Origin of the sequence: Marinobacter sp. ANT_B65 (genome assembly GCF_002407605.1) — a bacterium.
Taxonomy (GTDB): domain Bacteria; phylum Pseudomonadota; class Gammaproteobacteria; order Pseudomonadales; family Oleiphilaceae; genus Marinobacter.
The window spans coordinates 41379-63437 of record NZ_NXGV01000003.1; the positions used below are offsets into that span (position 1 = coordinate 41379).

The 22059-nt window shown below is 53.5% G+C and carries 18 protein-coding genes and 1 tRNA gene; 9 read left to right on the plus strand and 10 right to left on the minus strand.

All coding sequences use genetic code 11. From position 1 onward, the window contains the following. Positions 1-48: 48 nt before the first annotated feature. Positions 49-125, plus strand: a tRNA-Arg gene (locus tag CPA50_RS13275). 722 nt (positions 126-847) lie between these two features. Here the strand turns inward: CPA50_RS13275 and CPA50_RS13285 are convergent. After that, complete coding sequence (locus CPA50_RS13285) at positions 848-1246, minus strand: DUF4019 domain-containing protein (RefSeq protein ID WP_179397229.1); 399 nt, start codon at positions 1244-1246, stop codon at positions 848-850. An 88-nt stretch (positions 1247-1334) separates the two neighbouring features. Then, a complete protein-coding gene (locus CPA50_RS19470) occupies positions 1335-1700 on the minus strand; it encodes a hypothetical protein (RefSeq protein WP_179397230.1) in 366 nt (121 codons plus the stop codon). Positions 1701-2050: 350 nt separating this feature from the next. Here CPA50_RS19470 and CPA50_RS19475 point away from each other — a divergent pair, with 350 nt between their 5' ends. From CPA50_RS19475 to rnk, 3 genes are all read left to right on the plus strand, one after another. Beyond that, on the plus strand, positions 2051-2188 hold the full coding sequence (locus CPA50_RS19475) for a hypothetical protein (RefSeq protein WP_179397231.1): 138 nt from the start codon (positions 2051-2053) through the stop codon (positions 2186-2188). A gap of 302 nt (positions 2189-2490) precedes the next feature. Beyond that, positions 2491-2970, plus strand: coding sequence for a hypothetical protein (locus CPA50_RS13290; protein WP_096783027.1), 480 nt, complete (start codon positions 2491-2493; stop codon positions 2968-2970). 461 nt (positions 2971-3431) lie between these two features. Further along, the gene (gene rnk, locus CPA50_RS13295) at positions 3432-3815 is read left to right on the plus strand and encodes a nucleoside diphosphate kinase regulator (RefSeq protein ID WP_096783028.1); all 384 of its coding nucleotides are present in this window, start codon (positions 3432-3434) and stop codon (positions 3813-3815) included. Positions 3816-3869: 54 nt separating this feature from the next. Here rnk and CPA50_RS13300 read toward each other — a convergent pair whose 3' ends face one another. Continuing rightward, a complete protein-coding gene (locus CPA50_RS13300) occupies positions 3870-5483 on the minus strand; it encodes a methyl-accepting chemotaxis protein (RefSeq protein WP_096783029.1) in 1614 nt (537 codons plus the stop codon). A gap of 194 nt (positions 5484-5677) precedes the next feature. Here CPA50_RS13300 and CPA50_RS13305 point away from each other — a divergent pair, with 194 nt between their 5' ends. Then, entirely contained in the window at positions 5678-6340 is a 663-nt protein-coding gene (locus CPA50_RS13305) for a hypothetical protein (RefSeq protein WP_096783030.1), read from the plus strand. Positions 6341-6343: 3 nt separating this feature from the next. On the opposite strand, the gene CPA50_RS13310 is transcribed toward CPA50_RS13305, so the two are convergent. Together CPA50_RS13310 and CPA50_RS13315 are read right to left on the minus strand one after the other, a co-directional pair. Further along, positions 6344-6967 (minus strand): L-threonylcarbamoyladenylate synthase, encoded by a 624-nt coding sequence (locus CPA50_RS13310; RefSeq protein ID WP_096783031.1) that lies wholly within the window; start codon positions 6965-6967, stop codon positions 6344-6346. Beyond that, entirely contained in the window at positions 6964-7335 is a 372-nt protein-coding gene (locus CPA50_RS13315) for a BolA family protein (RefSeq protein WP_096783032.1), read from the minus strand. The genes CPA50_RS13310 and CPA50_RS13315 overlap by 4 nt, the downstream gene beginning before the upstream one ends. A gap of 164 nt (positions 7336-7499) precedes the next feature. Here CPA50_RS13315 and CPA50_RS13320 point away from each other — a divergent pair, with 164 nt between their 5' ends. The 4 genes from CPA50_RS13320 to CPA50_RS13335 all read left to right on the plus strand — a co-directional run bounded on the left by CPA50_RS13320 (position 7500) and on the right by CPA50_RS13335 (position 14761). Further along, complete coding sequence (locus CPA50_RS13320) at positions 7500-9662, plus strand: DNA topoisomerase 3 (protein WP_096783033.1); 2163 nt, start codon at positions 7500-7502, stop codon at positions 9660-9662. Positions 9663-9777: 115 nt separating this feature from the next. Then, entirely contained in the window at positions 9778-10530 is a 753-nt protein-coding gene (locus CPA50_RS13325; protein WP_096783034.1) for a response regulator transcription factor, read from the plus strand. Continuing rightward, the gene (locus CPA50_RS13330; protein ID WP_096783035.1) at positions 10523-12160 is read left to right on the plus strand and encodes a FecR domain-containing protein; all 1638 of its coding nucleotides are present in this window, start codon (positions 10523-10525) and stop codon (positions 12158-12160) included. The genes CPA50_RS13325 and CPA50_RS13330 overlap by 8 nt, the downstream gene beginning before the upstream one ends. A gap of 33 nt (positions 12161-12193) precedes the next feature. Then, the gene (locus CPA50_RS13335; RefSeq protein ID WP_096783036.1) at positions 12194-14761 is read left to right on the plus strand and encodes a CHASE2 domain-containing protein; all 2568 of its coding nucleotides are present in this window, start codon (positions 12194-12196) and stop codon (positions 14759-14761) included. Positions 14762-14800: 39 nt separating this feature from the next. On the opposite strand, the gene CPA50_RS19695 is transcribed toward CPA50_RS13335, so the two are convergent. From CPA50_RS19695 to CPA50_RS13360, 5 genes are all read right to left on the minus strand, one after another. Continuing rightward, positions 14801-15169 (minus strand): hypothetical protein, encoded by a 369-nt coding sequence (locus tag CPA50_RS19695; RefSeq protein ID WP_227519655.1) that lies wholly within the window; start codon positions 15167-15169, stop codon positions 14801-14803. A gap of 345 nt (positions 15170-15514) precedes the next feature. Further along, a complete protein-coding gene (locus CPA50_RS13345) occupies positions 15515-16384 on the minus strand; it encodes a hypothetical protein (protein WP_096783037.1) in 870 nt (289 codons plus the stop codon). Further along, positions 16374-17618, minus strand: a complete 1245-nt coding sequence (locus CPA50_RS13350) for a hypothetical protein (RefSeq protein WP_096783038.1) — start codon at positions 17616-17618, stop codon at positions 16374-16376. Before CPA50_RS13350 ends, CPA50_RS13345 begins: the two co-directional genes overlap by 11 nt. Continuing rightward, positions 17618-18253: a condensin complex protein MksE gene (locus tag CPA50_RS13355; protein WP_096783039.1), complete on the minus strand. Its 636-nt coding sequence runs from the start codon at positions 18251-18253 to the stop codon at positions 17618-17620. Before CPA50_RS13355 ends, CPA50_RS13350 begins: the two co-directional genes overlap by 1 nt. Next, the gene (locus CPA50_RS13360; RefSeq protein ID WP_179397232.1) at positions 18246-21989 is read right to left on the minus strand and encodes an ATP-binding protein; all 3744 of its coding nucleotides are present in this window, start codon (positions 21987-21989) and stop codon (positions 18246-18248) included. Before CPA50_RS13360 ends, CPA50_RS13355 begins: the two co-directional genes overlap by 8 nt. Positions 21990-22059: the final 70 nt, after the last annotated feature.

Sequence of the window (22059 nt, forward strand, 5' to 3'; positions counted from 1 at the left end):
TGAGCCATAAGCTTCTGGCCGTTATCATACCGATCTTCTTAAAGAAGCGCCTTCGTAGCTCATCTGGATAGAGCGTCCCCCTCCTAAGGGGAAGGTAGCAGGTTCGAGTCCTGCCGAGGGCACCAATCACCCTTCTGTATCGATCCAATAATCTCCACAACCGCCTGTTTTTAAGAAACTTAACGGAACTCAACCGTCCTTAACGATCTATAAAGCCCCGCCCCAATCTATATATCCGGGGGGTACATTTTGGGGTGGAAACTTAAATGAGCAGCTGACCTGGCACCGAGACTCATACAACATGACACCGCTGGAATTGGCAGAAAGATTCTGTAGCGACCCGGATGCCCTTGCCTATCTCAACAAAGAACTGGTAAGACAGAGGCGAAAATTGGTCCGTGCAAAGGACTTGGAAGTGCTCATTAGCTCCCTGGAAAACGCTTCAAGGTAAGCCCCCAGTTACCAGGGTGGCAGCTTTCTCCTGTCGCCCAATATTCTATATCCCTCGGGTACGGGTTTAAATCTGTCACCTTCATCAGGCCAGCGTTTTGCTCGACTTTGGAACGCTCTGAGTGCGCCAATATCCAAGCTGGCAGCCACCACGAAGTCGTTGTCTCCACCCCTCAGTCTGGCAATATCCCGCAGGAAACTCTCTTTGGCTGGTGATCGGACTCTGCTATCGCCATATTTTCGATTGTTTACCAATATGGTGTAGGACCCGTAGGAGGTGAAATGCCCAGACAGATCGCACGATAGCGGGAACTGATACCACAAGGCTCCAGACATACATTCCGAAAAAATTCATCCGGATGCTGTGGATTCCATTCCTAAACTCGAAGGCCATGCCCTACCGGATGAAGTAACCAACTGGCCGCCATTCGCCATTTTCTTTAGTCAACGTCAGTGTCTCGGTGGCCGAATCCTGACCTTCAAATGAGGAAGTAAAGATAAAAACCACATATTCGCCATCCTGCACGCCAGGTAACGAACCTGTTTCAGTAACGGAACTCACCTCTCTGGATCGCAAATCCCCCAATGGCTTACGGGCCTCAGTTAATGCATGTAACCATTGATCGCGAGACAGTTTCCCCTTAAAAAATGAACCGGTCAGATTCCAGCTTTCTTCGTATTTGCCGGTATCAATCAACTCAAGCCAGGAGTATGCGGATTGAGCTTGTTCGTCGTCAGCGGCCAGAGCTGGAAACGTACCAATTAATATGAGCAGGGTAAAAACAATCTTTTTCACGAGTTCCTCCTTCGGAGTACCCAATGCGGGTCCACTAAATTGGAAGAAGACCACAACAATCCAAAACAACGGGTTATGCGATCCCTCATCATTCCCCCACGGATCTTGGCCGGAACAACTCAGCAGCACCTTCCAGAGCTTTCCAGATGAGCAAGCCAACGCCAACCCCCAGATACCAAGGATTAAGCAATTCAGCGGCAACAAACATGAACACGCCCGGTAAAACCGGTAGCTTCATAGCGCCCGAAGCAAGATTCAGGGATAAATTTATGGTGGCAAGAACGACACCTATCCATAGCAGCCAATACAAGCCGAGAAACCAACCGACAACACCTACCAACGGCCCCAACAGGGTAAATTCGGCCAGCTTGGGCTTGGCCCGGCAAACAAGACGCGCTGAACATGATGAGAGGGCTGCAGCCTCGGCATCATAGATGTTAGCCATCAATGGCATGTCGTCGCAACTCCCGGCTCAAAGTACTTGGAGAGCGCGCTGCCTGGCAGGCATGGGGCCTGCCCCATCAATCTTAACGGGACTACAGAAAACGCCAGTTGCTCTAAAGAGGCATTCGTTTCAAGTCTTTGTAATTACGGTGTGAAGTTGATGTGGGTTGGTCGGGAATGGACGGGATTCCTTGATCTTTGTTTCAAATATGGATTACGCTTCACAGCGCATCGAGGGAACGGATGCCGGAATCGCCAGAAGCTTTGCCGCGCTTTCATTAGCTGCTCCACGTCAGCCTCCCCTCCTTGTTTTTGCAAAATCTGCAACCCAATTCAGCTTAAGCGAAAAAGGAATTTCGAATGAGTACTCAAACCCCGATTGCCGCCGAGGTGCGAATTACCGTAGCCCGTTTATTGGAAGTGGCATATAGCAAGAATAAAGGCATCACCACAGCGCTTGTACGAGAAGTCGGCCCCTTAACCCTAACCGTTGATTAAAACGGACAAGCCGCATTGAGTGGAAATGCTGGTCGAGTATCCTTCGTAGCACGCGAAACCCTTCAGGAAATCGGCGTCAATGCCGGTGTTTTCCGCGCGATGATGTCAGTTAATGACGCTGGAGACCTTCGATTCAATGCAAGAATTCGAGTTGGAGTCGCCTCCATTTCCGCTAGTGGGAGTATTGATGTAGAAAAACTCATCACGACCTGCTCCGGTTTTCTATGCAGAGCTGCCAGAGCTCTACAAGGACGACCTGCCCAAGTGGATCGCCAATTACAGGAAGCATTGGGGAACTGAGCATGCAGACAAAAAAGATTACCAGCTTCCTGGTGCTGACCACTCTCATACTTTCCGGCTGCTCGACCACGTCTGAGAGGGAACTTCCGGCCAATGCCTGGCAGGCTTATCAGGCATTTAAGAAAGAGCTCGAAAGCAATCTCCAGACAACGGACCTTAGCCGACACCTTGCCAGCAACTGGATTGAATATTTCGACAATGCCGATGGTGACGAGCTAGAGGAACTGAAAAACTATGCAGCTTACCCTGCATGGTTATCAACCACCCACGCCCACTACCAAACGCCCAACGAAGATGGCTACTGCCTGTCAGTCAATGGGATCGCGTACGATAAAACCCCGGGTACGGTTTCAGTAAGGTATGTAATCGAAGACGATCGGCTGAAAGCATCGGAGATTCACTACCAGTATTGGGGGAATGAGGACGAGTTTCCTGATGAAGCAAAATGTCCGGAGGACTTTGAGCTGGACTTTCCCGATTAGTGATTGCTTGGGGCAGAAGCAGTTAGCGCCCTGCCCCAACCGATGGCTCGCAATTCACATGCGGCTGGGCAGGCGGGTTCTGAGACGCTTTTGAGACAGCTTTACGCAAGACTAAGTCTTGCTCAGGGGAAGGAGCCAAATGCGACTTTTCCCCTGCACGTTTTATTTACCGGGTTTTGTCCCCACCCACTTGTGGAACCCGGCAAAAGCTTATAGATTGACGAAAGTGGCCGAAGTGCTGCACTTCCTTTTAATTATCAGAATCAACGCATCAGGTGAGCCTGTGAGAACGCTTTTCTCAGAGACCATTCCTTTCCACCGTTTCAGTGTCCGCAAACAGGCAGACACTGCTGGTGTGTTGTCTGCCTTTCTCTTTTCTCGCTGAATCCGCTTCTAGAACGCCGGATTCGGCGTTTGAATCCTGATATTTCATATTACAAACATATTTCCGGGAGATTACTATGGCTGACATGCCGCCAATACTGGTTGCTGAAGAAGATTTTAACCGCTTAACAACCCTGATCGAGAAACAGGGTGACTCGGACGTTGCTGACGGTCTGGATGATGAACTGAGCCGGGCCACACTTGTGCCGCTCGCGGAAATGCCTGAACACGTAGTAACCATGAACTCACGTGTTCGCTTTAAAAATGAGGATAGTGGCCAGGAACAGGAGCTGACCCTGGTGTACCCCCATGAAGTGGGCAGCGGAGAAGGTAAAATCTCTATCCTTGCACCGGCAGGTTCCGCCCTGCTCGGGCTTTCGGTGGGTGATTCCATTGAGTGGCCAATCCGTGGCCGCAATAATATTCATCTCAGGATTATTGATGTTACCCGACAGGGCTGATCGCCGGGTAACGATTGCGAGGGCCGGCCTGCAAAGGCCGCCCCGCCATGTCCCTTACTTGTTCAGACGGAACTGCTCTATGGTTTCTCTGAGCGCTTCCGCCATCTTGAGCAGTTCACCTGCAATATCCGCCGTTTCCTGAGCATCAGCTGACGTCTGCTCTGCGGAGCGACTGATTTCAATCACGTTCTGATTAATGGCTTCTGACACATCACTTTGTTCGTTCGCTGCGCTTTCCATCTCCTGGTTCAGAGACGTAATCTCACGAACAGCCGAGGCAATGGTCTGCAACTCGGACTCTACTTTCAGGATAGCTTCTACCTGATGGCCAGCCATATCCGAAGCGTCGCGCATGGTAGCTACGCAATCAACCACTTCGCTTTTAAGCCCGTTAATCGTTTCCCGGATTTCTTCTGTGGAAACCTGAGTGCGGGCTGCCAGAGCACGAACTTCATCTGCAACCACTGAGAAACCGCGACCCTGCTCCCCTGCTCTGGCTGCTTCGATGGCCGCATTCAGCGCCAGCAGATTCGTCTGATCGGCAATATTGGAAATTTCTTCCAGCATGCCCGCCATCCGGCCAGTGCGCTCGTTCAGGTCAGCGATTCGCCTGGCACCGCCCTGCACTTCGGTATTTAGCGCTTCAATACCCTCCACTGCAGCTCTCGCAAGGCGCTCACCGCTGCTGGCAGACTCCGCTGTTTCTTCTGATTTGCGAGATGTGTGATTGGCATTGCCACGCACCTGAACGGCAGAGGCCGCCATTTCCGTGGTTGCACTGGCCACCTGATCGGTATTGTCCTTCTGTGCCATCACTTCATGGCCGGTGGTGTCCGCTTTTGCTGCAATACGGCGAGCGGCCTGCTCCACCTGTGCAGCGTTATCCATAACTGTATGCATACTCTCCCGGATTTTCGCCATCATGCGATTGAACGCCAGAGACACAGAACCGATTTCATCATTGCGTGTCACGTCCAGCTCAAGCGTCAGGTCGGAGTTTCCCGAAATCTTATCCATACTGGCCTGCAGCCGTCGTAATCTGGAGAAAACCAGCCGATTCAAGGCCAGTGCGGTCAGGAAAAACACCACAATAAAAGTAATAACCTGAATGCCACCACTCGCCAGCAGTTGCTGGCGCAGGCTGTCATCACTCTCCGCCAGTGAATAGTCCACTCGTATTGCCCCCAGAACATCGCCGTCCTGCGCCTGATGACAGCCCAGACAATTCACACCCTGATAATTTTCGCGGGCAATGACAGGTTCAATCAGCGTATAAACGCGGCCATCACCATTGTTTGAATATTGTTCAATCCGCTCCCCCGCCAGGGCCTTTTCGTCCGCAGAATCACGCACCTGTTCGGCCTGAGTACCCTTGCCAAACATCCGATTCAGCTGATCACTGCGCACAACTCTTACATCCAGCACATCCTCCGGGGCCATTACCTTGTCACGAAGCACGTCCCGGTTGCTGATCGTGCCGGTCACCATCATGGTATTCAGGCCATCAAAATAAGACTTTGCCAGACCATCCACATACTTGTGACTGAACTCTTCCATGTGATCACGCTGGGCGTTCGCGCTGTATAACACTGTAAATACAAGAATGAGCGAAAACCCGGCTGCCAAAGCAGCGAGTAACAGAAAACGGATCGAGTATTGATTTTTCATAACAAGCCGGGGTTCCTCAGAGGTTCTATTTGTTATTGACGGCATAACGGCGATTAACTTTATAGATTTGCGTCAATTTTTTACTGACGCAGGTCAGAATGGAGCGTTTCTGCCAAGTGGCGCGGAATGTGCTACCTGATGTGTAATCAAGCATTTTTTTGGCGCGCCAGTTGTGGGCCATGGAGGAAAACATCATGTCACTGCTGACTTCCCTGATTCAGGCAAGCACTCGTTTTCAGCAAACACTGGAAAACCGGTCAGCAGCGGAGACAGAGGGGCAACAGACCAAAAGGGCTGCCAGCTCAGAGACAGTGCAGCCTGCCAGCCCCGGCGGCGACCGCTTCACGCCTTCGGGCGATTCCCTGAGTGATATGGGAAAGCTGAAATCTCAGAAGTTACCGCTGGCAGATTACAAGCAAACCGTGGGGCAGGATCTTGCCTTTTTAAAAGAGACCCTGCGGCATAAACTTGCCGAATACAATCTGAGCCCGACCACTGTAGTCAGCGTCAATAAAAATGATAGCGGCAAGATTGTGGTGGACGGAAAAGTTCCAGAGGGAACCCGCACCCGTATAGAGAACGATCTGAACGTCAACAAGAACTTTACAGATGCTTTCAGCCGGTTGAGCGTAAATGAACCGACTCTGCACTTCATGGATAATGCCATGAAGCTTAACCAGGCCTATGGCGTGAACAATTCACTGCTGGACACAATAATCAGTGAAGACCAGCAGTTCAACGGCTTGCAGGACCTGGTGCACCGTTATGACACCCTCCGGCGTTCAGCTCCGACGAATCAGGTTGAAATTGCAGAAAATCAAGGTGCCTACGCCTTCAACCTGAACACCCGGGCCTGAGTATCAACTCTCAAAAGGTGCTGGATCACCCTTGCCAACCCGGGTAACCGTGGGGGCGTCACCGGTGAAGTTAACCACTGTAGTCGGCTCCATTCCGCAAAAACCACCGTCAATAATCAGGTCCAGCTCATGCTCCAGTGTATCCCGGATATCGTAGGGATCAGTCATTGGTTCGGACTCGCCAGGCAATATCAGCGTGCTGCTCATAATCGGCTCACCCAACTCACCCAGAAGCGCCTGAACGATGGCGTTATCGGGCACTCTCACGCCAATTGTCCGCCGCTTGGGGTGCAGCAGCCTGCGAGGCACTTCACTCGTTGCATCCAGAATGAACGTGTAGGGCCCCGGCGTGAATGTTTTAAGTAAGCGATACTGGGTGTTATCTACTTTTGCATAGACTCCGATATCCGAAAGATCCCGGCACACCAGCGTAAAGTTATGCTTGTCATCGAGCTTGCGAATCCGCTTGATCTTGTCAGCAGCGGGCTTTTCACCCAAATGACAACCAAGGGCATAGCCCGAGTCTGTGGGATAGACAATAACGCCACCACTGCGAAGAATTTCTACCGCCTGTTTGACCAACCGCTTCTGCGGGTTTTCTGGATGAATCTGAAAAAACTGGCTCATGAACGCACTCCATTCTGATTTTGGGCGCCTGAAGCCGCTGCCTGCGAATCCGCCTTTGAGCCACCGAGACAATTCGGTGATGCAGGCGCAACCTGCCCGGAAGCCTCCCACTCCTCCGGAGAGTATAGATGCAACGCCAGCGCATGCACGCCACCCGCCATCTCCAACTCTTCCGAAAGCACTTTATAAATAGCCTGATGCCGCTTAACCTTCATTTGCCCGACAAATGCCGGTGACACCAGAGTCACCTTGAAATGCGTCTCAGAGTCTGGCGGCACACTATGCTTATGGCTTTCATTTTCCACCTGAAGAATGCTCACATCAAACGCTTCTTTCAGCTTGGCTTCAATTGTGTTCTGGATTTTCATAACAGTTAAACTCTCAACATTCGCTCGGAATTTGACGGCGATACCCCACAGCCACCTATACCAACAGTTTACTACAGAAGAGACACCCTCCGAACCTTGACACCCAACCACCAAACCGCCACATTCCCCTGCGACCTCAACCCGGATAAAATCAGACCCAAGCCATGCTCCTGTATATCGCCGAAAAACCAAGCCTCGGCAGAGCAATTGCCGCCGCCCTCCCTGGCCCCTATCAGAAAGGCCAGGGCTGGATCCGCTGCGGCCAGGGAAATGAATCGGCTACGGTAAGCTGGTGCATTGGCCACCTTCTGGAACCGGCAGAGCCGGCCAGCTACAACCCGGCCTGGAAGGCCTGGCGTCAGCATGACCTTCCCATGTTCCCCGACAAGTGGCAGGTAACCCCCAAAGACAGCGTACGTCAGCAGCTTAAAGCACTTGAATCCCTGATCCGACAGGCCACTACCATCGTCCACGCTGGCGATCCGGACAGAGAAGGTCAGCTACTGGTTGATGAAGTAATTCGCTACTTTGGAACCAGCGCGCCGGTAAAGCGGATACTCATTAACGACCTGACCCCGGCGGCCGTTGCCAAAGCCATTCAGCATCCCAGAGACAACCTGGAGTTCCGCAGGCTCTCCCACTCGGCGCTCGCCCGACAGAGAGCAGACTGGCTCTATGGCATCAACCTCACCCGTTTTTATACACTTAACTACCAGCAACAGGGGCAAAAAGGGGTCTATTCCGTCGGGCGCGTTCAAACACCGGTACTTGGGCTGGTGGTAGAGCGGGACAATACCATCGAAAACTTTGAGCCCATGCCCTACTTCCGCCTGGAAGCGCGCTTCAAAGCACAGGAAGAAGAATCTGACCAGCAAGCCTTCACGGCGCGCTGGCTTCCCGATGACCAGTTTCAGGACCATCTGGACGAAGAAAACCGTCTTCTGGACAGAGCTACAGCCGAACACATTGCAGCTGCAGTAAACAGCCGGCCTGGTTCCGTTGTTGAGTCCCGGTTTCGCGACCGACCCGAAGCACCCCCCTTGCCATTTTCATTGTCTGCGCTGCAGATAGAAGCAGGCCGTCTGTTCCGCATGGGGGCTAAAGACGTACTGGACACTGCTCAGAATCTCTACGAGCGCCATCAGCTCATAACCTACCCTCGCTCCGACTGCCGGTATCTGCCTGAAGGGCACTATGCTCAGCGGGAGCAAGTAACAGGCGCCATAGGCCGGGTCGCACCAGACCTTGACGAGGCTTGCAATAAAGCTGATTTCAACCGCCGGACTGCCGCCTGGAACGACAAAAAGGTCGACGCCCACCACGCTATTATTCCGACCAGCCGGACAGCGCCCAACGGCAAACTCAGCGACGCTGAACAAAAAATCTACGGCCTTATCAGCCGCTATTACCTGATGCAGTTTTCGGCTGACGCCATACATCGTGAAGGCCGGATTACCGTGCGGGTAGCAGAACACCGGTTCCGCGCTACAGAAACGGCTGTACTGAAACCTGGCTGGAAAGCACTGGAACTGAAGCTCAGGGACAAGAAGCAGGAAGCAGAAAAATCTCCTTTACCCCGCCTGGATAAGGGCGAACCGGTATTCTGCGAAGACAGCTCCGTGAGTGAGCGCAAAACCAAACCTCCCCAGTACTTCACCGATGCTACATTGCTATCGGCGATGACCAACATAGCTCGATTTGTAACCGACTCCGAGTTGCGAAAAACCCTGCGGGACACCGACGGCCTTGGAACAGAGGCTACCCGTGCAAACATCATCGACACCCTGTTCAAACGGGACTACCTGTACAGGGACAGCCGGCACATCCGGGCCACGGACAAAGGCAAGGCACTGATCAGTGCACTACCGGAATCCGTCAGCAAGCCAGACAGAACTGCAGTCTGGGAAGCAACCCTGGAAGGGATCCGCAGAGGCGAAGACGACCCCCGTGAATTTCTGGAAAAGCTGAAGTCGGAAATCCGCGGATTCATTGGCCCTGCAACCGGTGCGCCTGATACCGGGCCACAGACCAAAGCTCCAAACTGCCCCAAATGCCGTGCGCCTATGACGGAAAGAGACGGGAAATTTGGCCGTTTTTTTGCCTGCACACGATACCCCGATTGCCGCGGTACACGCCCCGTTGAGGATGCGGTTCCGGAAGATGGTACCAACCAGAAACCCATTCCCTGCCCTCACTGCTTCTCACCTCTGGTAAGGCGAAAAGGTAAAAAAGGCTGGTTCTGGGGCTGCAGTAATTTCCCTGCCTGCCGACAAACACTGGATGACGACGACGGGAAACCTGCAACCCGTTTACGCAAGTCTACATAACGAAACGGAATGCCGTTCAGCATTTTGTGACAATTGACTGATATAGCAGGACTACTGTATCGCCATCCGCGAAACAGCATCGCAACGTGACATCATTTACTCCAGGAGAGGCGCAATGCGCATTGCTCTGCTTGAAGATCAACAGGAACAGGCGCAGCACATCCAGTCCATTTTGTCTGAGCGCGGCCATCACTGCGACAGCTTCCCAACCGGCCAGGGCTTTCTCAGCGCAGCACTGCACCGAAGCTATGACCTGATGATTCTCGACTGGCAGATTCCAGACATGACTGGCATCGACGTTTTAAAAAGCATCAGGGCCCAGATCAACTGGCCGATCCCTGTACTGTTTCTGACCCAGCGCGACAGCGAATCCGACATTGTTGAAGCTCTTGACGCTGGTGCGGACGACTTCCTCGCAAAACCTGCCCGAGCTGCAGAACTGGTGGCGCGCATTAACGCTCTGGCACGTCGTGCCAACCCGAACAATGAAAAAGAAATCCTTAAATACGGGCCCTTCGAGGTCAATACGCAGCAACGAACCATCAACCTCCATGGTGAAGCGCTTACGTTAACCGACAAAGACTTCGACCTGACGCTGTTTCTGTTTCAGAACCAGTGCCGGCTGCTCACCCGGGAAGTGCTTCTGGAACGGGTGTGGGGGCTGGCGCGGGATATCAACACCCGAACTGTAGACACGCACATGAGCCGCCTGCGGCGCCGGTTGGGCCTGAATCCGGAAAACGGTTTCCGCATCAAGACAATCTACCAGCGCGGCTACCGCCTAGAAGCCATGAAAACCGAAGTCGTAAATGAAGATATGACAGGAACCCAGGAAGCAAACCAGGAAGTACAAGTACAGAATGACTGAATATCGAATCTCGCCCGTCACCAAAGCATGTCTGTTGCTGGCTCTTCTGATGCTGGGCATGCCTGTGTGGGCGGAACTGTCTATTACCCGAGGCTCGGCGACCACCGTGGCAAATTCTGCCAGCGACGCCATCCCCGAGTGGACTTACACTTTGAAGCCCGGCGAGAGCTTTGCAGAGGTGGCTAAGGATCTTTTGGCCAAAAGCTATAGTTCCGGCCGCCTGCTTCAATACAACACAATCCAGAATCCCGCCACGCTTGGAGAAGGAGATCGCATTCGCATCCCTCTGTCCTGGCTGAAGAGACAACCCGAGCCCGCACGCGCCACCTCAGTCTCCGGCAGCGTTCAGCTGATATCAGGTGTTGACGGGCGCAAAAAAAGCCTGACGAAAGACACGCTGATACGGGTTGGGGATGAAGTGCATTCCGGCACAGGAGCCGCAACCATAACCCTGGCTGACGGCTCGGAAGTCCGCCTCTCCCCGGATTCCCGGCTGAGATTCAATCGCCTGACTCAGTATGGCAAATCCGGCATGGTCGACACCCGGCTCAGGCTGAACCGGGGAGAAGTCCACACCCGCGTCAAGCCGGTTATTGAAGGCGGCGCCCGCTTTGAAATTGAGACTCCCTCTGCCATTGCCGCCGTTCGCGGCACTGCTTTTTCACTACAAACTGGCCCGCAAGGCACCAGTTTGCAGGTAACAGAAGGTGTGGTCGATTTCGGAGCACCAAACCAGAACCAGCGAATTCCTGCAGGCTATAGTGCAACGGTTACCAGTAACGGCCGTAGCAAACTGAGCATACGCAAGATGCCAGCGGCACCGGTAATTAACCCACTCAAGCCTGTGCTCACCCAACTACCTGCGGAAATGACCTGGCAAAAAAGCCCGGCAACCAACTATCGCCTGGATATCTTTGAAACAGATAGCGGACTCTGGGTGGAAAGCCGAAAAATAAGCGGCAACAGCTTTGCTATCAATCGCCTGGATAACGGCGCGTACAAGATTCTCCTGGCAGCCCTGGACCAGAACGGTATGGCGGGAATGCCCGGCATACTTCCGGTAGAAGTGAATCTACAGGCCCGCACAGCCAGCTTGCTGACACCGGAAAATGGGGGCAGCGTGAACGATGACATGCCCGAATTCCGCTGGACGCTCAACGGTGAAAACGAAGTCGCCCGGGTAGAGATTGCCGAAGATGAGACCTTTGGAAACCTTATAGCAACCAGCGAATGGGCTCCGGAGACAACAGCTTTGCCTTCCCGCCCTCTGAGCCCTGGCCAGTATTACTGGCGCGTGGTTACAGAAGCCGGCGGGAATTCAGTAGCGGCCAGTCAGCCTCGCAAACTGATCGTAAACGGAACGCTCCCACCGGTGCGCATCATCAGTATCAATTACATCGACAGCCAGGTTCGCGTATTCTGGCAAAAAGTTGATACAGCCTCGAGTTACCGGATGCAGCTGGCAGAAGAGCCCGGATTCAACAACATTATCAAGGAAGCAACCTTGCCAGATACTACAGCGGCCTTGCGTCTTATTCCCGGAAGGCGGTATTTTGTGCGCCTGAAAGCTCTTTCGGACGGCCCTTTGCAAAGCCGCTGGGGGCCAGGGAGGGAATTGTACCTGGAATAATCTCTTGAACGATCAACACCTACAGCAGGACTCATGACCCGGGATTGGCTGCCTATTAGAACGACACCATGGACACTCGGCCTGGCACTCCTGTTAATATTCCTGTTAGCAGAAATGACAGCTCTGCCGCAACGTGTTGACTACTGGCTTCTCGACTCTGCGATGCTAGCCAGCCCAACCGACGTATCCCCTGACGTAGTAATCGTTGCCATTGACGATCTCAGCCTGGCTCGACACGGTCGCTGGCCATGGCCACGAGAAACCCACGCAGCCCTTATCCGCAAACTACACCAGGCCGGTGCCGATACCATTGTATTCGACATACTTTTCTCGGAACCGTCCCCGGACGATACTGAGCTCAAGCGCGCCATGCAGGAACATGGCAAGGTTATTCTGCCTGTACATATATCGCCACCAAACTCGCACCTACTTCTCAGTGAACAGTTTCCTGCCGGCGACCTTATAACTGCCGCTTCAGGACTCGGCCATGCTCACGTCGAACTCGATCACGATGGGATCGCAAGAGGCCTCTATCTTTTCAACGGAATGACACGCCAGCTTTGGCCAGCTCTGGGGCTCACGGCCTCAGGTGTAAGCTCCAGACAACCTGATTCCCAAGGTCTGCCACCCTTTGTAAACGTGCGCGAAGACTATCGGATCGTTCCACTCGCAGGAGGAGCCGGCACACTGCCGACCTATTCCTATAGCGATGTGCTCAACGCTCCTCCGGTTTCAGAGGTATTTGGGGGCAAAACCGTTTTTGTCGGCGCCACGGCAGCCGGGCTGGGAGACATTCTGCCAACACCTTTCTCAGGTTTCAGCAGGCCAATGTCTGGTGTGGAATTCCACGCCAATGTATTTTCAGCAAACCAGCAAGGCATACTCATCACCCCTGCCTCTGAATGGGCTGGAATAGCTCTGGCTATCATTGCACTGGTAACCCTGGCCATGCTCTTGCCCTGGTTGCGTCCAACCCGCACTCTATTCGCCTGCCTTGCAGCCTGCGCCGCTCTGACTGGCCTGTGCATATCCATGCTAACGACATTCCATATCTGGCTGCCGGTTGCCCATGCACTGATCATTCCCCTGTTCGCATTCCCCATCGCCAGTGGCCTGCGCCTGGCTATGACCAATCAGTTTCTCAACCGGCAACTGGATGAACTGGCCCGCAGCCCTCGAGTAACTTTGCCAAAGCTGTCAAAGCGCCCGCTGACACAGCTTCTCGAACAGTTCCAGTCTCTGCTTCAACCAGAGGGTTGGTTATTGATGGAGAACGACAGTACCCTCGCCGCCCACAACCTTGAACCCGCTGATGTTCCGGATAATCTTGTGCCCGGACTCTGGCGTAATGAGGGAAACCGGAGCTGGATTCACCTGAACCGCGGCAATGCCTGCTACACGCTCGGCCTTACATTACCCAATGATCTGAGCAGAGAAGCCACACATCGCTATCTGCGACGACTGAAACTCGCAAGCTTCGCCCCCACAGAGCAATTACTCAGACCCAGCGAAAATATTTCAGCACGCATTGAACGCGTAAAAGTAGCCACTGAACGCCTGAATCATATGCAGGAGTTTATCCGCCGGAGTTTTGAGCGCATGCCTGATGGCATCATCGTTACCGATGAACTGGGCATCATCCGGTTTGCCAACGGTCATATTGAAAAATGGTTCGGAGAACCTATGCCCAGTCTGGAGGGGCTTCCCCTGACACGACTTCTGGAAGGTCATGATCCACGAGAAACCCCGCCCTGGCATGAAACTGTTTCTGAAACACTCACGTTGTTGCAAAGCCGGACGGTAGACCTGAACATCCGGGACAAAGACTTTCTCATTCACTTCGCACCTTTTGCCCTTCCGGACAGCATTGAATACGGAATTATTGCCAACATTTCAGATATTTCTGAACTTCGGAAACAGCAACGCCAACACCGGGAGGCTATCGACTTTATTTCCCACGATGTCCGCTCGCCATTGGTGTCGCAACTGGCACTGATAGAACAACTGAAACGTGACCCTTCCCATATCGATCAAAGCCAACTGGAACAACTGGGGCGACTGGCAAGGCGAAGCTACCACCTGGCTGAAGAGTTTGTTCAGTTGGCACGCGCCGAGCAACTGACGGAAACCCGTTTTTATGAGTGCGAATTTCTGGCCATTGTTGAAAATGCCCGTGACAGCGTGAGCGAACAGGCTCTCGAAAAGCACATCTCATTGCAGTTGCAAGGTACAGAAGATCTGTGGCTTAGAGGTAATGCAGAATTGCTTGAACGTGCAGTTATAAACCTGCTCACCAACGCCGTACAGTACAGCCCAAGAGGCTCAGCAGTGAGCCTTCAGGTCTTTCCTGCCGGACATCAGGCGTGCCTTACGATTGCAGACGAGGGTCTTGGCATAGCGCCGGAGGAACTGCCCTACCTTTTCGACCGTTACCGCCGCCAAAAAAGCAGTGAGCTGGCAGGTATTCACGGTACAGGGCTGGGGTTGTCGTTCGTGAAAACGGTAATCGAAAAGCACCGGGGTGAGATTTATGTAGTTTCCGCCCCGGGAGAAGGCTCGTCTTTTACACTAAAGCTGCCGATCGCAGACCCGATGTCGTAACCGGACCTGATCTTTCCGGGCAGGCCGCCGGGGCTTCTCTCAGGACTCGATTTCCTTGTCCACAACTTCAGAGGGGGGGCTCAACAAGCCATTGTTATCCTGAACAAGGATCGTAAAATACCAGACTCCGGCACCCAGCCCGGTCACCCTGTGCGTCATGTTGGCCTTCTCCTGAGCATCAGGAATAACAACCTCATGGTCCAGCTTATCGACATCCTGACCATAACGGATAATATACCTGTCCAGTTCAGCCATTTTGATACCCTCACCGTTTACACGGAGCTCAGGTGCACTCCAGCTCAGAACTGCAGAATTCTCCTGCCCCAGGCTGGCACTCCCGCCGGAACCACCTCCACACCCCGCAAGCACAGCCCCAAGAAAAAACGTGGCCGCCCATGTCTTCGACATATTAATGATGCACTTCATAGTATTTTGTTTACTAAAACATCGCTGAATTTATTGAATGGTACATACCGGGGAGGATTATTGATGTGAAGTCCGACATCACTCCAGTTAAAAATCGTCAATAGGGCACAATTTGCCTTTGTCCGGTCAGCCCGCCGGGCTATGCAACCATTGATATATCCTGGGATGGGACTTCGGCTCAGCGGGCGATCTGAGCAATCTGAAAGTTACCCTGGAAGGAAACAACCTGCTGGATAAGCGATACAGGGAACACCTTACTGAAGGTGAAATCCTGTCGCCCGGCAAAGGCCTTGTAGCAAGGCTTGAAGGTAGTTTCTAAGCAAGAAGCTAGTCCGGCGCTATAGCCATTGCTCTACCATCAATGGCTATAGCCTCCAATTGCACATGCCGCAGGACCATGTGCTCTTGCATCAATGCCAGTTCTTCGCTTGCCATGTGCTCAGCAATCGCAAGAAGCTCACCGTTGACCCGGGCTTTAAATCGTTTCAGGGCCGAAACCTGGTTGCGATGAGTCTTTGGTTGGTTAAACGGTGTATGCCCGCCAAACTCACGCCAATTCTGAGGCACCAAAGTACTCCCTCGGCCTTGACCAAGCGCAAAGGCCTGCCCCGCCGGGTCAAAGTCAAAGAACCAGGCCAGTTTATCAGCGGGCTGGTCGCTGGCAATTTCCAGCACGGCACGGGCATTTTCCCGGTGGCCACGATACAGAATCACTGAGTTTTTCCAGGAATCCGGCAGCCTGAGATCCGCCCAAAAGGGCATTAAGCCGCCATTTTCAACAATCACCAGCTTCCCGGACCTCAGGTGGCCGGTATCCAGGTATTCCGGTAGCACGCTGAGCACACTACCGTGGGGCGTTCTCACATCTGCGCCGTTCACTCTCAGCTTCGTGGTGCCTGCTGTTGCCATTACGAGCAAGTGACCAAAGACGGAATCCCTGCTGAGCTTTTCACTGGCGTTCTGGCGGGCCATAACCATTCGGCCCCCGGCGCGGGAGTCATATTGCGGATCCACACCATGCTCTGCCCGGATATAGTCCCGCAGGCGTTGCTTGTCATCGGGCGAAAAATGAATATCTCTGCCAATGACCTGCCCTACCCCGTTTTCGGCGCAGATCTGTTCCCAAAGCTTATTACGCTGAACCTTCGATTTTCCCGCCTTTAGCAAGCGTTCTATGGCAGCGATTTCAGCCGGCATGATTGTGCTTCAGGGTCAGGTCAGAAATCATTACGTTGTCCGGGTAAATCCAGTGCGGGGTCTGGTGGTAAATCACTTCAATATGCCTCTGATCGCCATCAGGCAGAGATTCAATCTCGGACACAATAGCTTGCAGCCAGTCGGCTTTGTCGATCTTCAGCCCTGTACCGGCTAGCGCCTCGGAAGCCAGGATAGCCCGATCGCCAAGAGTTCCGTCTACAACCAGCTGAATTAATTCTTCAATAGCCTCTTCTACCGGGTCGTCTTCTTCTGTTTCGGTTTCACCTGCCACGTCAAAACTGACGGTGTCTACGCCATCCGGTATGGGTCTATCCTCAATGTCAGCAGGAACCGTCCGGGCTTTGGCCGCTATCTCTATCAGCTCAAGATCATCAGCAGAATCGTATATGTCCCCGAAGCCACGTATCTGGAAAGGCGCTACTGTGTTGAGAGATTCCGGGACCTGTCGCAAATCCAGGTGGTCAATAGACGGCTCAAACCCGCGGTTATTAATGAAGTGTGCTTCGAAGGCACCGACCATCCGGCTCAGCCGCTGGTCTTCACGCATGCGTACCAGCATCTTGCGCAGCTGGTTAAGTGCGTAGGAAAGGTTTTTCTGGGAAGACTCCAGAGTGGCCGGCAGATGACGTAACAAGAGCCGCTTCAGAAAAGCATCCGAACCAGCCTGCTCCGCCAGCTCCCGAATACGGAAACTTTCGAACAGAGTAATCAGGCGACCAGCCCGCGCAATAACCCGTTCGTTTTCGCGGATACGCAGCTGCAAATCCGTAATGTAGGCAAAACCTGTGTTGATATAGGTGGCAAAAGCCTCGGTTGCGTTGCGGATATCTTCGATCACATCCGCCAGGCACTCTTTGATTTCGCCTTCAAGCCGGTCAATGTCACTCAGGGCGGACCGCTTCTTGGCCTCTTTGTATTCCTGGAACAACTCACTCAGTTGCTGCCACAGAATGTGCACCTGGGCACTGGCGTAGCGACGCCTTTCCGATTCCGTTATGTGATCGAGAAACTGCACCAGAACTTTTTTCAGCTGAAGATCTTCAGATTCACCTATGCGCCACACCAGCCGATGATGTTCCAGGGTTTCAATCAGGCCAAGATTGTCATCAGAATCCGGGATACGGTTTCCGTTACGCAGGTGCGCCTCCAGAATCGCCTCGCCATACTTTGCCAGGGCGCGGAGGGTGCTGTGAGCGTCTTGAGCGCGAGCCATCAGTGAAGCCTCATCTGCTCGGAATCCGCATCTTCAGACGACTGGATGCCTTCATGGGCCTGAATGAATGTCATGGCATCATATAGCCAGCTCCATCTGCCAGTGGCCCGGAACAGGCTGCCTGTGGTGCCCACGGGTTTCAGGTACCCCATTTTCTCCAGGCTGGAGAGTACCGCGCGAATCTGGCCGGCTGAATCTGCGCGTTTGGTGTGAAACACCTTTTTCTCTGCCAGCGACCTCAGCTTTGATTCCAGTGCCGGAGCTGCTGCAATGCGCTCCAGTATGGCGCCTTCAGACAGCTTGTCGCCGGGCAATACCGGGCGATCATTTGCTCCCAGCATCATCACAAGCCGCAGGAACTGCACGAAGGCCTCAAGATTATTGGCAACATCCCGGAACTGATGACGGATCGCCTCTCTGGTTTCTGCATCTGAGGTATCCAGATACGCACACACAAACGCATCACGGGCGCTGGTCTGACGAAGCGTTCGGTTGACCTGGCTCAAAAAGCGGTTCACCGCATCCTGGTTGCCCGGCAAAAGCAGATAGTTGTATAGCTCATCGTCACTGACTTCGCAGATCACCCGCTCCTGAAGCAGGGCTGTCACAGTGCGTTCGAATAACGGACTACTCATGGTCTGGCACCTCTTCTGCTTCTGCTATTGCAAGGGAAGGCTGACTGCCATGGCTCACACTGGCGAAGATCCCGGCGTGCCTCCCCTGATTCGCTGAGGTTTCGTAGCTATGAATCCGGCCCTGTTTCAGCGAAATCTTGTTTTCGAAGAATTTGCGCAGACTCCTGTCCAGCTTCGGACATGCAGAAATCATGGTCAGGTTGTTCGCTTCCAGCATATCGGCCAGATGAGAAATGTTGTTCGGGCTGAGTGTTGCCAGTTCATCAATGGGCCAGGTAATACGGGTATTCAGATCCGGACACAGGTAGCGTGTCAGCCCCATGAACACGGTCATGATCGCCAGATACGTCAGGCCAGTTGAGCTGGCAGACAGGAAGTCAGCATCCGTACGGATTACCACCTGCCGATCGTTTTCTTTCATTTCCAGACGCATGTCGATCATCGACTCGACACTTTCTTTCACTTTGGCGTCACTCAGGGTGTCTGTAACCAGTTTAAAACGCCTCAGAATCGCATCGCCCGGCAGTGAACGACGATTCATCTGAATCCATGTTTGCCACTGTTCCACAAACTCCTTCAAAGGCTGCCAGGTTTCGTCTTCATAGACACGAGGCTCCAACACCACCCGAATATCACTCAGGCTCTCGATCTGCTGATCTGTATTGATTTTGCGTTTCAGCAAGCCCGAAACCGCTTTCACCTCACGGGCCATTACTTCCAGACTGTCAAAATACTTCACCAGACTGCCTGCCTCGGAAACAAACTGATCAATCAGTGCATCACGTAGCTGAGGTATGTCGGTATCCAGCAGTTCACGCAGATCCGGAACCCGGGCCAGTTTGAAGCTTTCTTCGTGATCCAGAACCTCGCCGGTCATCTGACTGCGCCGGTAGGCAGACAGCTTCTGCCAGGCCTGCTGGATCTGGGTGTTGTCATACCGGTTCAGTATGGATGTGGCCTGATCAAAGGTGCCAACTACCTCTTTACGCAACTGCTCCAGTTTTTGGTAAGCGCCCTGAAGCTCCTGAGTGAGATCAGCAATGTTGCCCGGAAAGCCTTCAGCGAGGGTTTCACCGGGGAAGTGTCTGAGCACACCTTCGGCGGCGTCCATATGATCCTGAAGCATTTTGACAGCGCTCTGGTGCCCGGCAATTGATACCTTCAGCTTGCTATCCTGTTCCTTCCAGGTTCGCTCGGCTTCATTCCGTTCACGAACCAAAGCCTCGCGCTTTGCACTGGCGTGGCTGGCCTGCTCCGTAAGCGCCTCAACCTTGCTCCATTCCTGTTCGCGCCACTTCCGGTATCCACGCACGAGATCCTCAGACGCAACGATTTTTTCAACCGTCCCTTTAAGTGTGCCTAACGCGTCTCTCGCTTCCTGAACCACCTTCGGATCAATGCCCTCTTCTGACAGGCGCTGATCGTATATCTCGCGCTTTTTGCTGAGGCGGGCTTTATATTCAGACTCCGCCGAGGCAATCAGTTCAGATAACTGGTCGATACTGGACTGAAGCTCCGCCTCCTGCTCCGCCCAATGGCCTCGCACATCCAGCATCTGCTGCTGAAAGCCGGATTCAACGTCCCGGATACCTTCTCCGGTCTGCTCATCGAAGGCCTTCAGCTTACGTTGAACCGCCTCGAGGTCCATGCTGATTGTTGCGACGCGGGCAGCCTGCGCTTCCTTGACTCGCAGACGTACATTGGCAAGCTTGTTCTGGGCGTTATTGCGGGTGCGTTCGACCAGCGAAAACTCTGTTTCCAGCCGGTCGGCAGCTTCAGCACGTTCTTTATAGGCAGCATGCCGGCGCTGGGCATCGCGTTCAGTTTCTGCCCGCAGTTTAATCGCCTCCTGCCGCTCGGCATCGATGCTTCGGCTGCGCTCCTGCAGAGCCTCCTCGGAAGCGGCAAAATCCGGAACCGGTAAAGCATCCAGCGCGAGCTGCCACCCCATCACCGCTGTTTCACCAGCATCCGGATCACGGGTTGGTGCCAGATCCTTTCTGTGCAACAAGGACGGATTAACCACCTTGGCCAGACGGTTACCCCATTCCGGGTCCTGGCTACGTAGCTGCGACAACCAGGTCCCATTCTCAGGGGCGATCTGTTTTTGCAGCTCATTAAATCTGTCTTCCAGCTCCTGGACGTTCACATCCATAAGCTGAACCTGCTCCTGAGCCGCTTTCCAGTCGCGATCCGCCTGATCCCGCTTACGCCCTGCTTCCAGACGATTTTCGTGGGCCTGAGCGACCTGTTCAGAAGCTTCCTCAGAAGCCTGCTCTGCGGAAGCGATTTCCTGCTGCTCGGCCTCGGTCTGCCCGGGATTTTCCCTGAGCGCTGATAAACGGGCCTGTTCGCTGGTAAGTTCCGACCGTTCGAGCGAGCGGGTATCCTTGTATTCGGATACCGCCGTCACTTTGTCTGCTTTGATCGAGTTCAGCTTCAGTTCATAAGCGTGCTTCACAGAGGTAAGTGCGTCTTTAGCTTCCCTCAGGCGCTGCTGGCGCTGAGCCTGCTGTTTCTCGTGCTCATGCTGGATACGTTGCTTCTCAAGATCAAACTCGCCCTCAATGGCGGAAGCCTTACCGGTGAGATGGTCATAATCAGCCTGTGCCGTCGCCAGCCGCTGACGGTAGTCTGCCAGGTTGTCAAAACGCTGGGCCAGATCGGGCAGCCCCTCCGTCTCATACTTTTCGTTCTGCCTGTGCAGGGCGGCGACCTGCCCATCCAGGGACTCAAAATCGGCATTGTGATCGGTGATCTGGCGAGCAAGCTGACGATCCGTCTCTTCAAACTCCGACCGTCGATCGGTTCTCTCTGTTTCAAGCCGCTCCTTTTGTTGACCCAACTCACTCACTTTTTCCCGGGCTTCCTCAACTGTCACGAACAAGTTAGCGACGGTTCTGTCGGCTTGTTCAAGTATCGCCCGGCGCTCTGCGTCTTTTCTCAGGCAGGTGCGGATTTTTTCTTCCTCACCCGCAAAGTCAGAAAGACTCCGTATATCGGCGATCAGATCTTTACGGTCAATAGCCCGGGGTCTTGCATGCTGGTGGATATTCTCGAATTGCGTCTCGCAGATCATGGTCTTGAAGCTGCTCAGAAGCCGGTGCTTGTTCAGCACCACATGAGTGAGCCGTTCAATGTTGGTCATCTGGGTATCGCTGTCACCCAGGCCGAACTCTGCAGCCAGTGCACGAAGGGATCTGGCGTCCGCTGGTAAACGCTTGAGCAGCTTTTGATTGCGCTGAATGATTGCACGGTAATTGGTAATGGTATCGATCATCTTCGAGACGGCTGTGCCTCTCTGGCGCAGAGCGGCAAATACATCGTCTGCACTGGCCCCACCCTGAAGCAGCTCTTTGATCTCTGTTGCAAAGAAGGTCTCTTCGGCAGATCCGGCCACAAAGCGATAACAGGGCTTACCCTGAGCATGACGATACATCACCGCGCAATAAAGCCCTGTATGTCGCCGGTACTCGAAAATAATGAGGCTTTGAAATGTGGGCAGATAGTAGTCCAGAAAGGACAGCTTACCCGACGCTTTAGTGACTATCCGTTCCGGCTCTTCACCAAAGAAGGCCGGAACAAGAGCCAGCACAGACGTTTTACCGGCCCCGTTCACACCACCAAGGTGCGTTCGTTCGCGGCAGTCAATTTTGATGGTTCGTCCCTTCACTTGCTTGAAGGAGTGGTGCAGGACGATGCTTTCCAATCCGTAGCTTACAGTCTCGCCAGACAAACTGATTTCCCCGTAACGGCAGGTCGTTCTTGAAACCAGCAGTATACAGTGAATAGTTCACGGACAAAGC

What these genes read in the sequence shown, in the direction of transcription:
- CPA50_RS13305 (WP_096783030.1), top strand. Translation starts at nt 5,678, where the DNA reads ATGTCACTGCTGACTTCCCTGATTCAGGCAAGCACTCGTTTTCAGCAA.
- CPA50_RS13335 (WP_096783036.1), top strand. Translation starts at nt 12,194, where the DNA reads ATGACCCGGGATTGGCTGCCTATTAGAACGACACCATGGACACTCGGC.
- CPA50_RS13350 (WP_096783038.1), bottom strand. Translation starts at nt 17,618, where the DNA reads ATGGCTCGCGCTCAAGACGCTCACAGCACCCTCCGCGCCCTGGCAAAG.
- CPA50_RS13315 (WP_096783032.1), bottom strand. Translation starts at nt 7,335, where the DNA reads ATGAAAATCCAGAACACAATTGAAGCCAAGCTGAAAGAAGCGTTTGAT.
- CPA50_RS13310 (WP_096783031.1), bottom strand. Translation starts at nt 6,967, where the DNA reads ATGAGCCAGTTTTTTCAGATTCATCCAGAAAACCCGCAGAAGCGGTTG.
- CPA50_RS13290 (WP_096783027.1), top strand. Translation starts at nt 2,491, where the DNA reads ATGCAGACAAAAAAGATTACCAGCTTCCTGGTGCTGACCACTCTCATA.
- CPA50_RS13355 (WP_096783039.1), bottom strand. Translation starts at nt 18,253, where the DNA reads ATGAGTAGTCCGTTATTCGAACGCACTGTGACAGCCCTGCTTCAGGAG.
- CPA50_RS19695 (WP_227519655.1), bottom strand. Translation starts at nt 15,169, where the DNA reads ATGTCGAAGACATGGGCGGCCACGTTTTTTCTTGGGGCTGTGCTTGCG.
- CPA50_RS19470 (WP_179397230.1), bottom strand. Translation starts at nt 1,700, where the DNA reads ATGCCATTGATGGCTAACATCTATGATGCCGAGGCTGCAGCCCTCTCA.
- CPA50_RS13325 (WP_096783034.1), top strand. Translation starts at nt 9,778, where the DNA reads ATGCGCATTGCTCTGCTTGAAGATCAACAGGAACAGGCGCAGCACATC.
- rnk (WP_096783028.1), top strand. Translation starts at nt 3,432, where the DNA reads ATGGCTGACATGCCGCCAATACTGGTTGCTGAAGAAGATTTTAACCGC.
- CPA50_RS13330 (WP_096783035.1), top strand. Translation starts at nt 10,523, where the DNA reads ATGACTGAATATCGAATCTCGCCCGTCACCAAAGCATGTCTGTTGCTG.
- CPA50_RS13320 (WP_096783033.1), top strand. Translation starts at nt 7,500, where the DNA reads ATGCTCCTGTATATCGCCGAAAAACCAAGCCTCGGCAGAGCAATTGCC.
- CPA50_RS13345 (WP_096783037.1), bottom strand. Translation starts at nt 16,384, where the DNA reads ATGCCGGCTGAAATCGCTGCCATAGAACGCTTGCTAAAGGCGGGAAAA.
- CPA50_RS13300 (WP_096783029.1), bottom strand. Translation starts at nt 5,483, where the DNA reads ATGAAAAATCAATACTCGATCCGTTTTCTGTTACTCGCTGCTTTGGCA.
- CPA50_RS19475 (WP_179397231.1), top strand. Translation starts at nt 2,051, where the DNA reads ATGAGTACTCAAACCCCGATTGCCGCCGAGGTGCGAATTACCGTAGCC.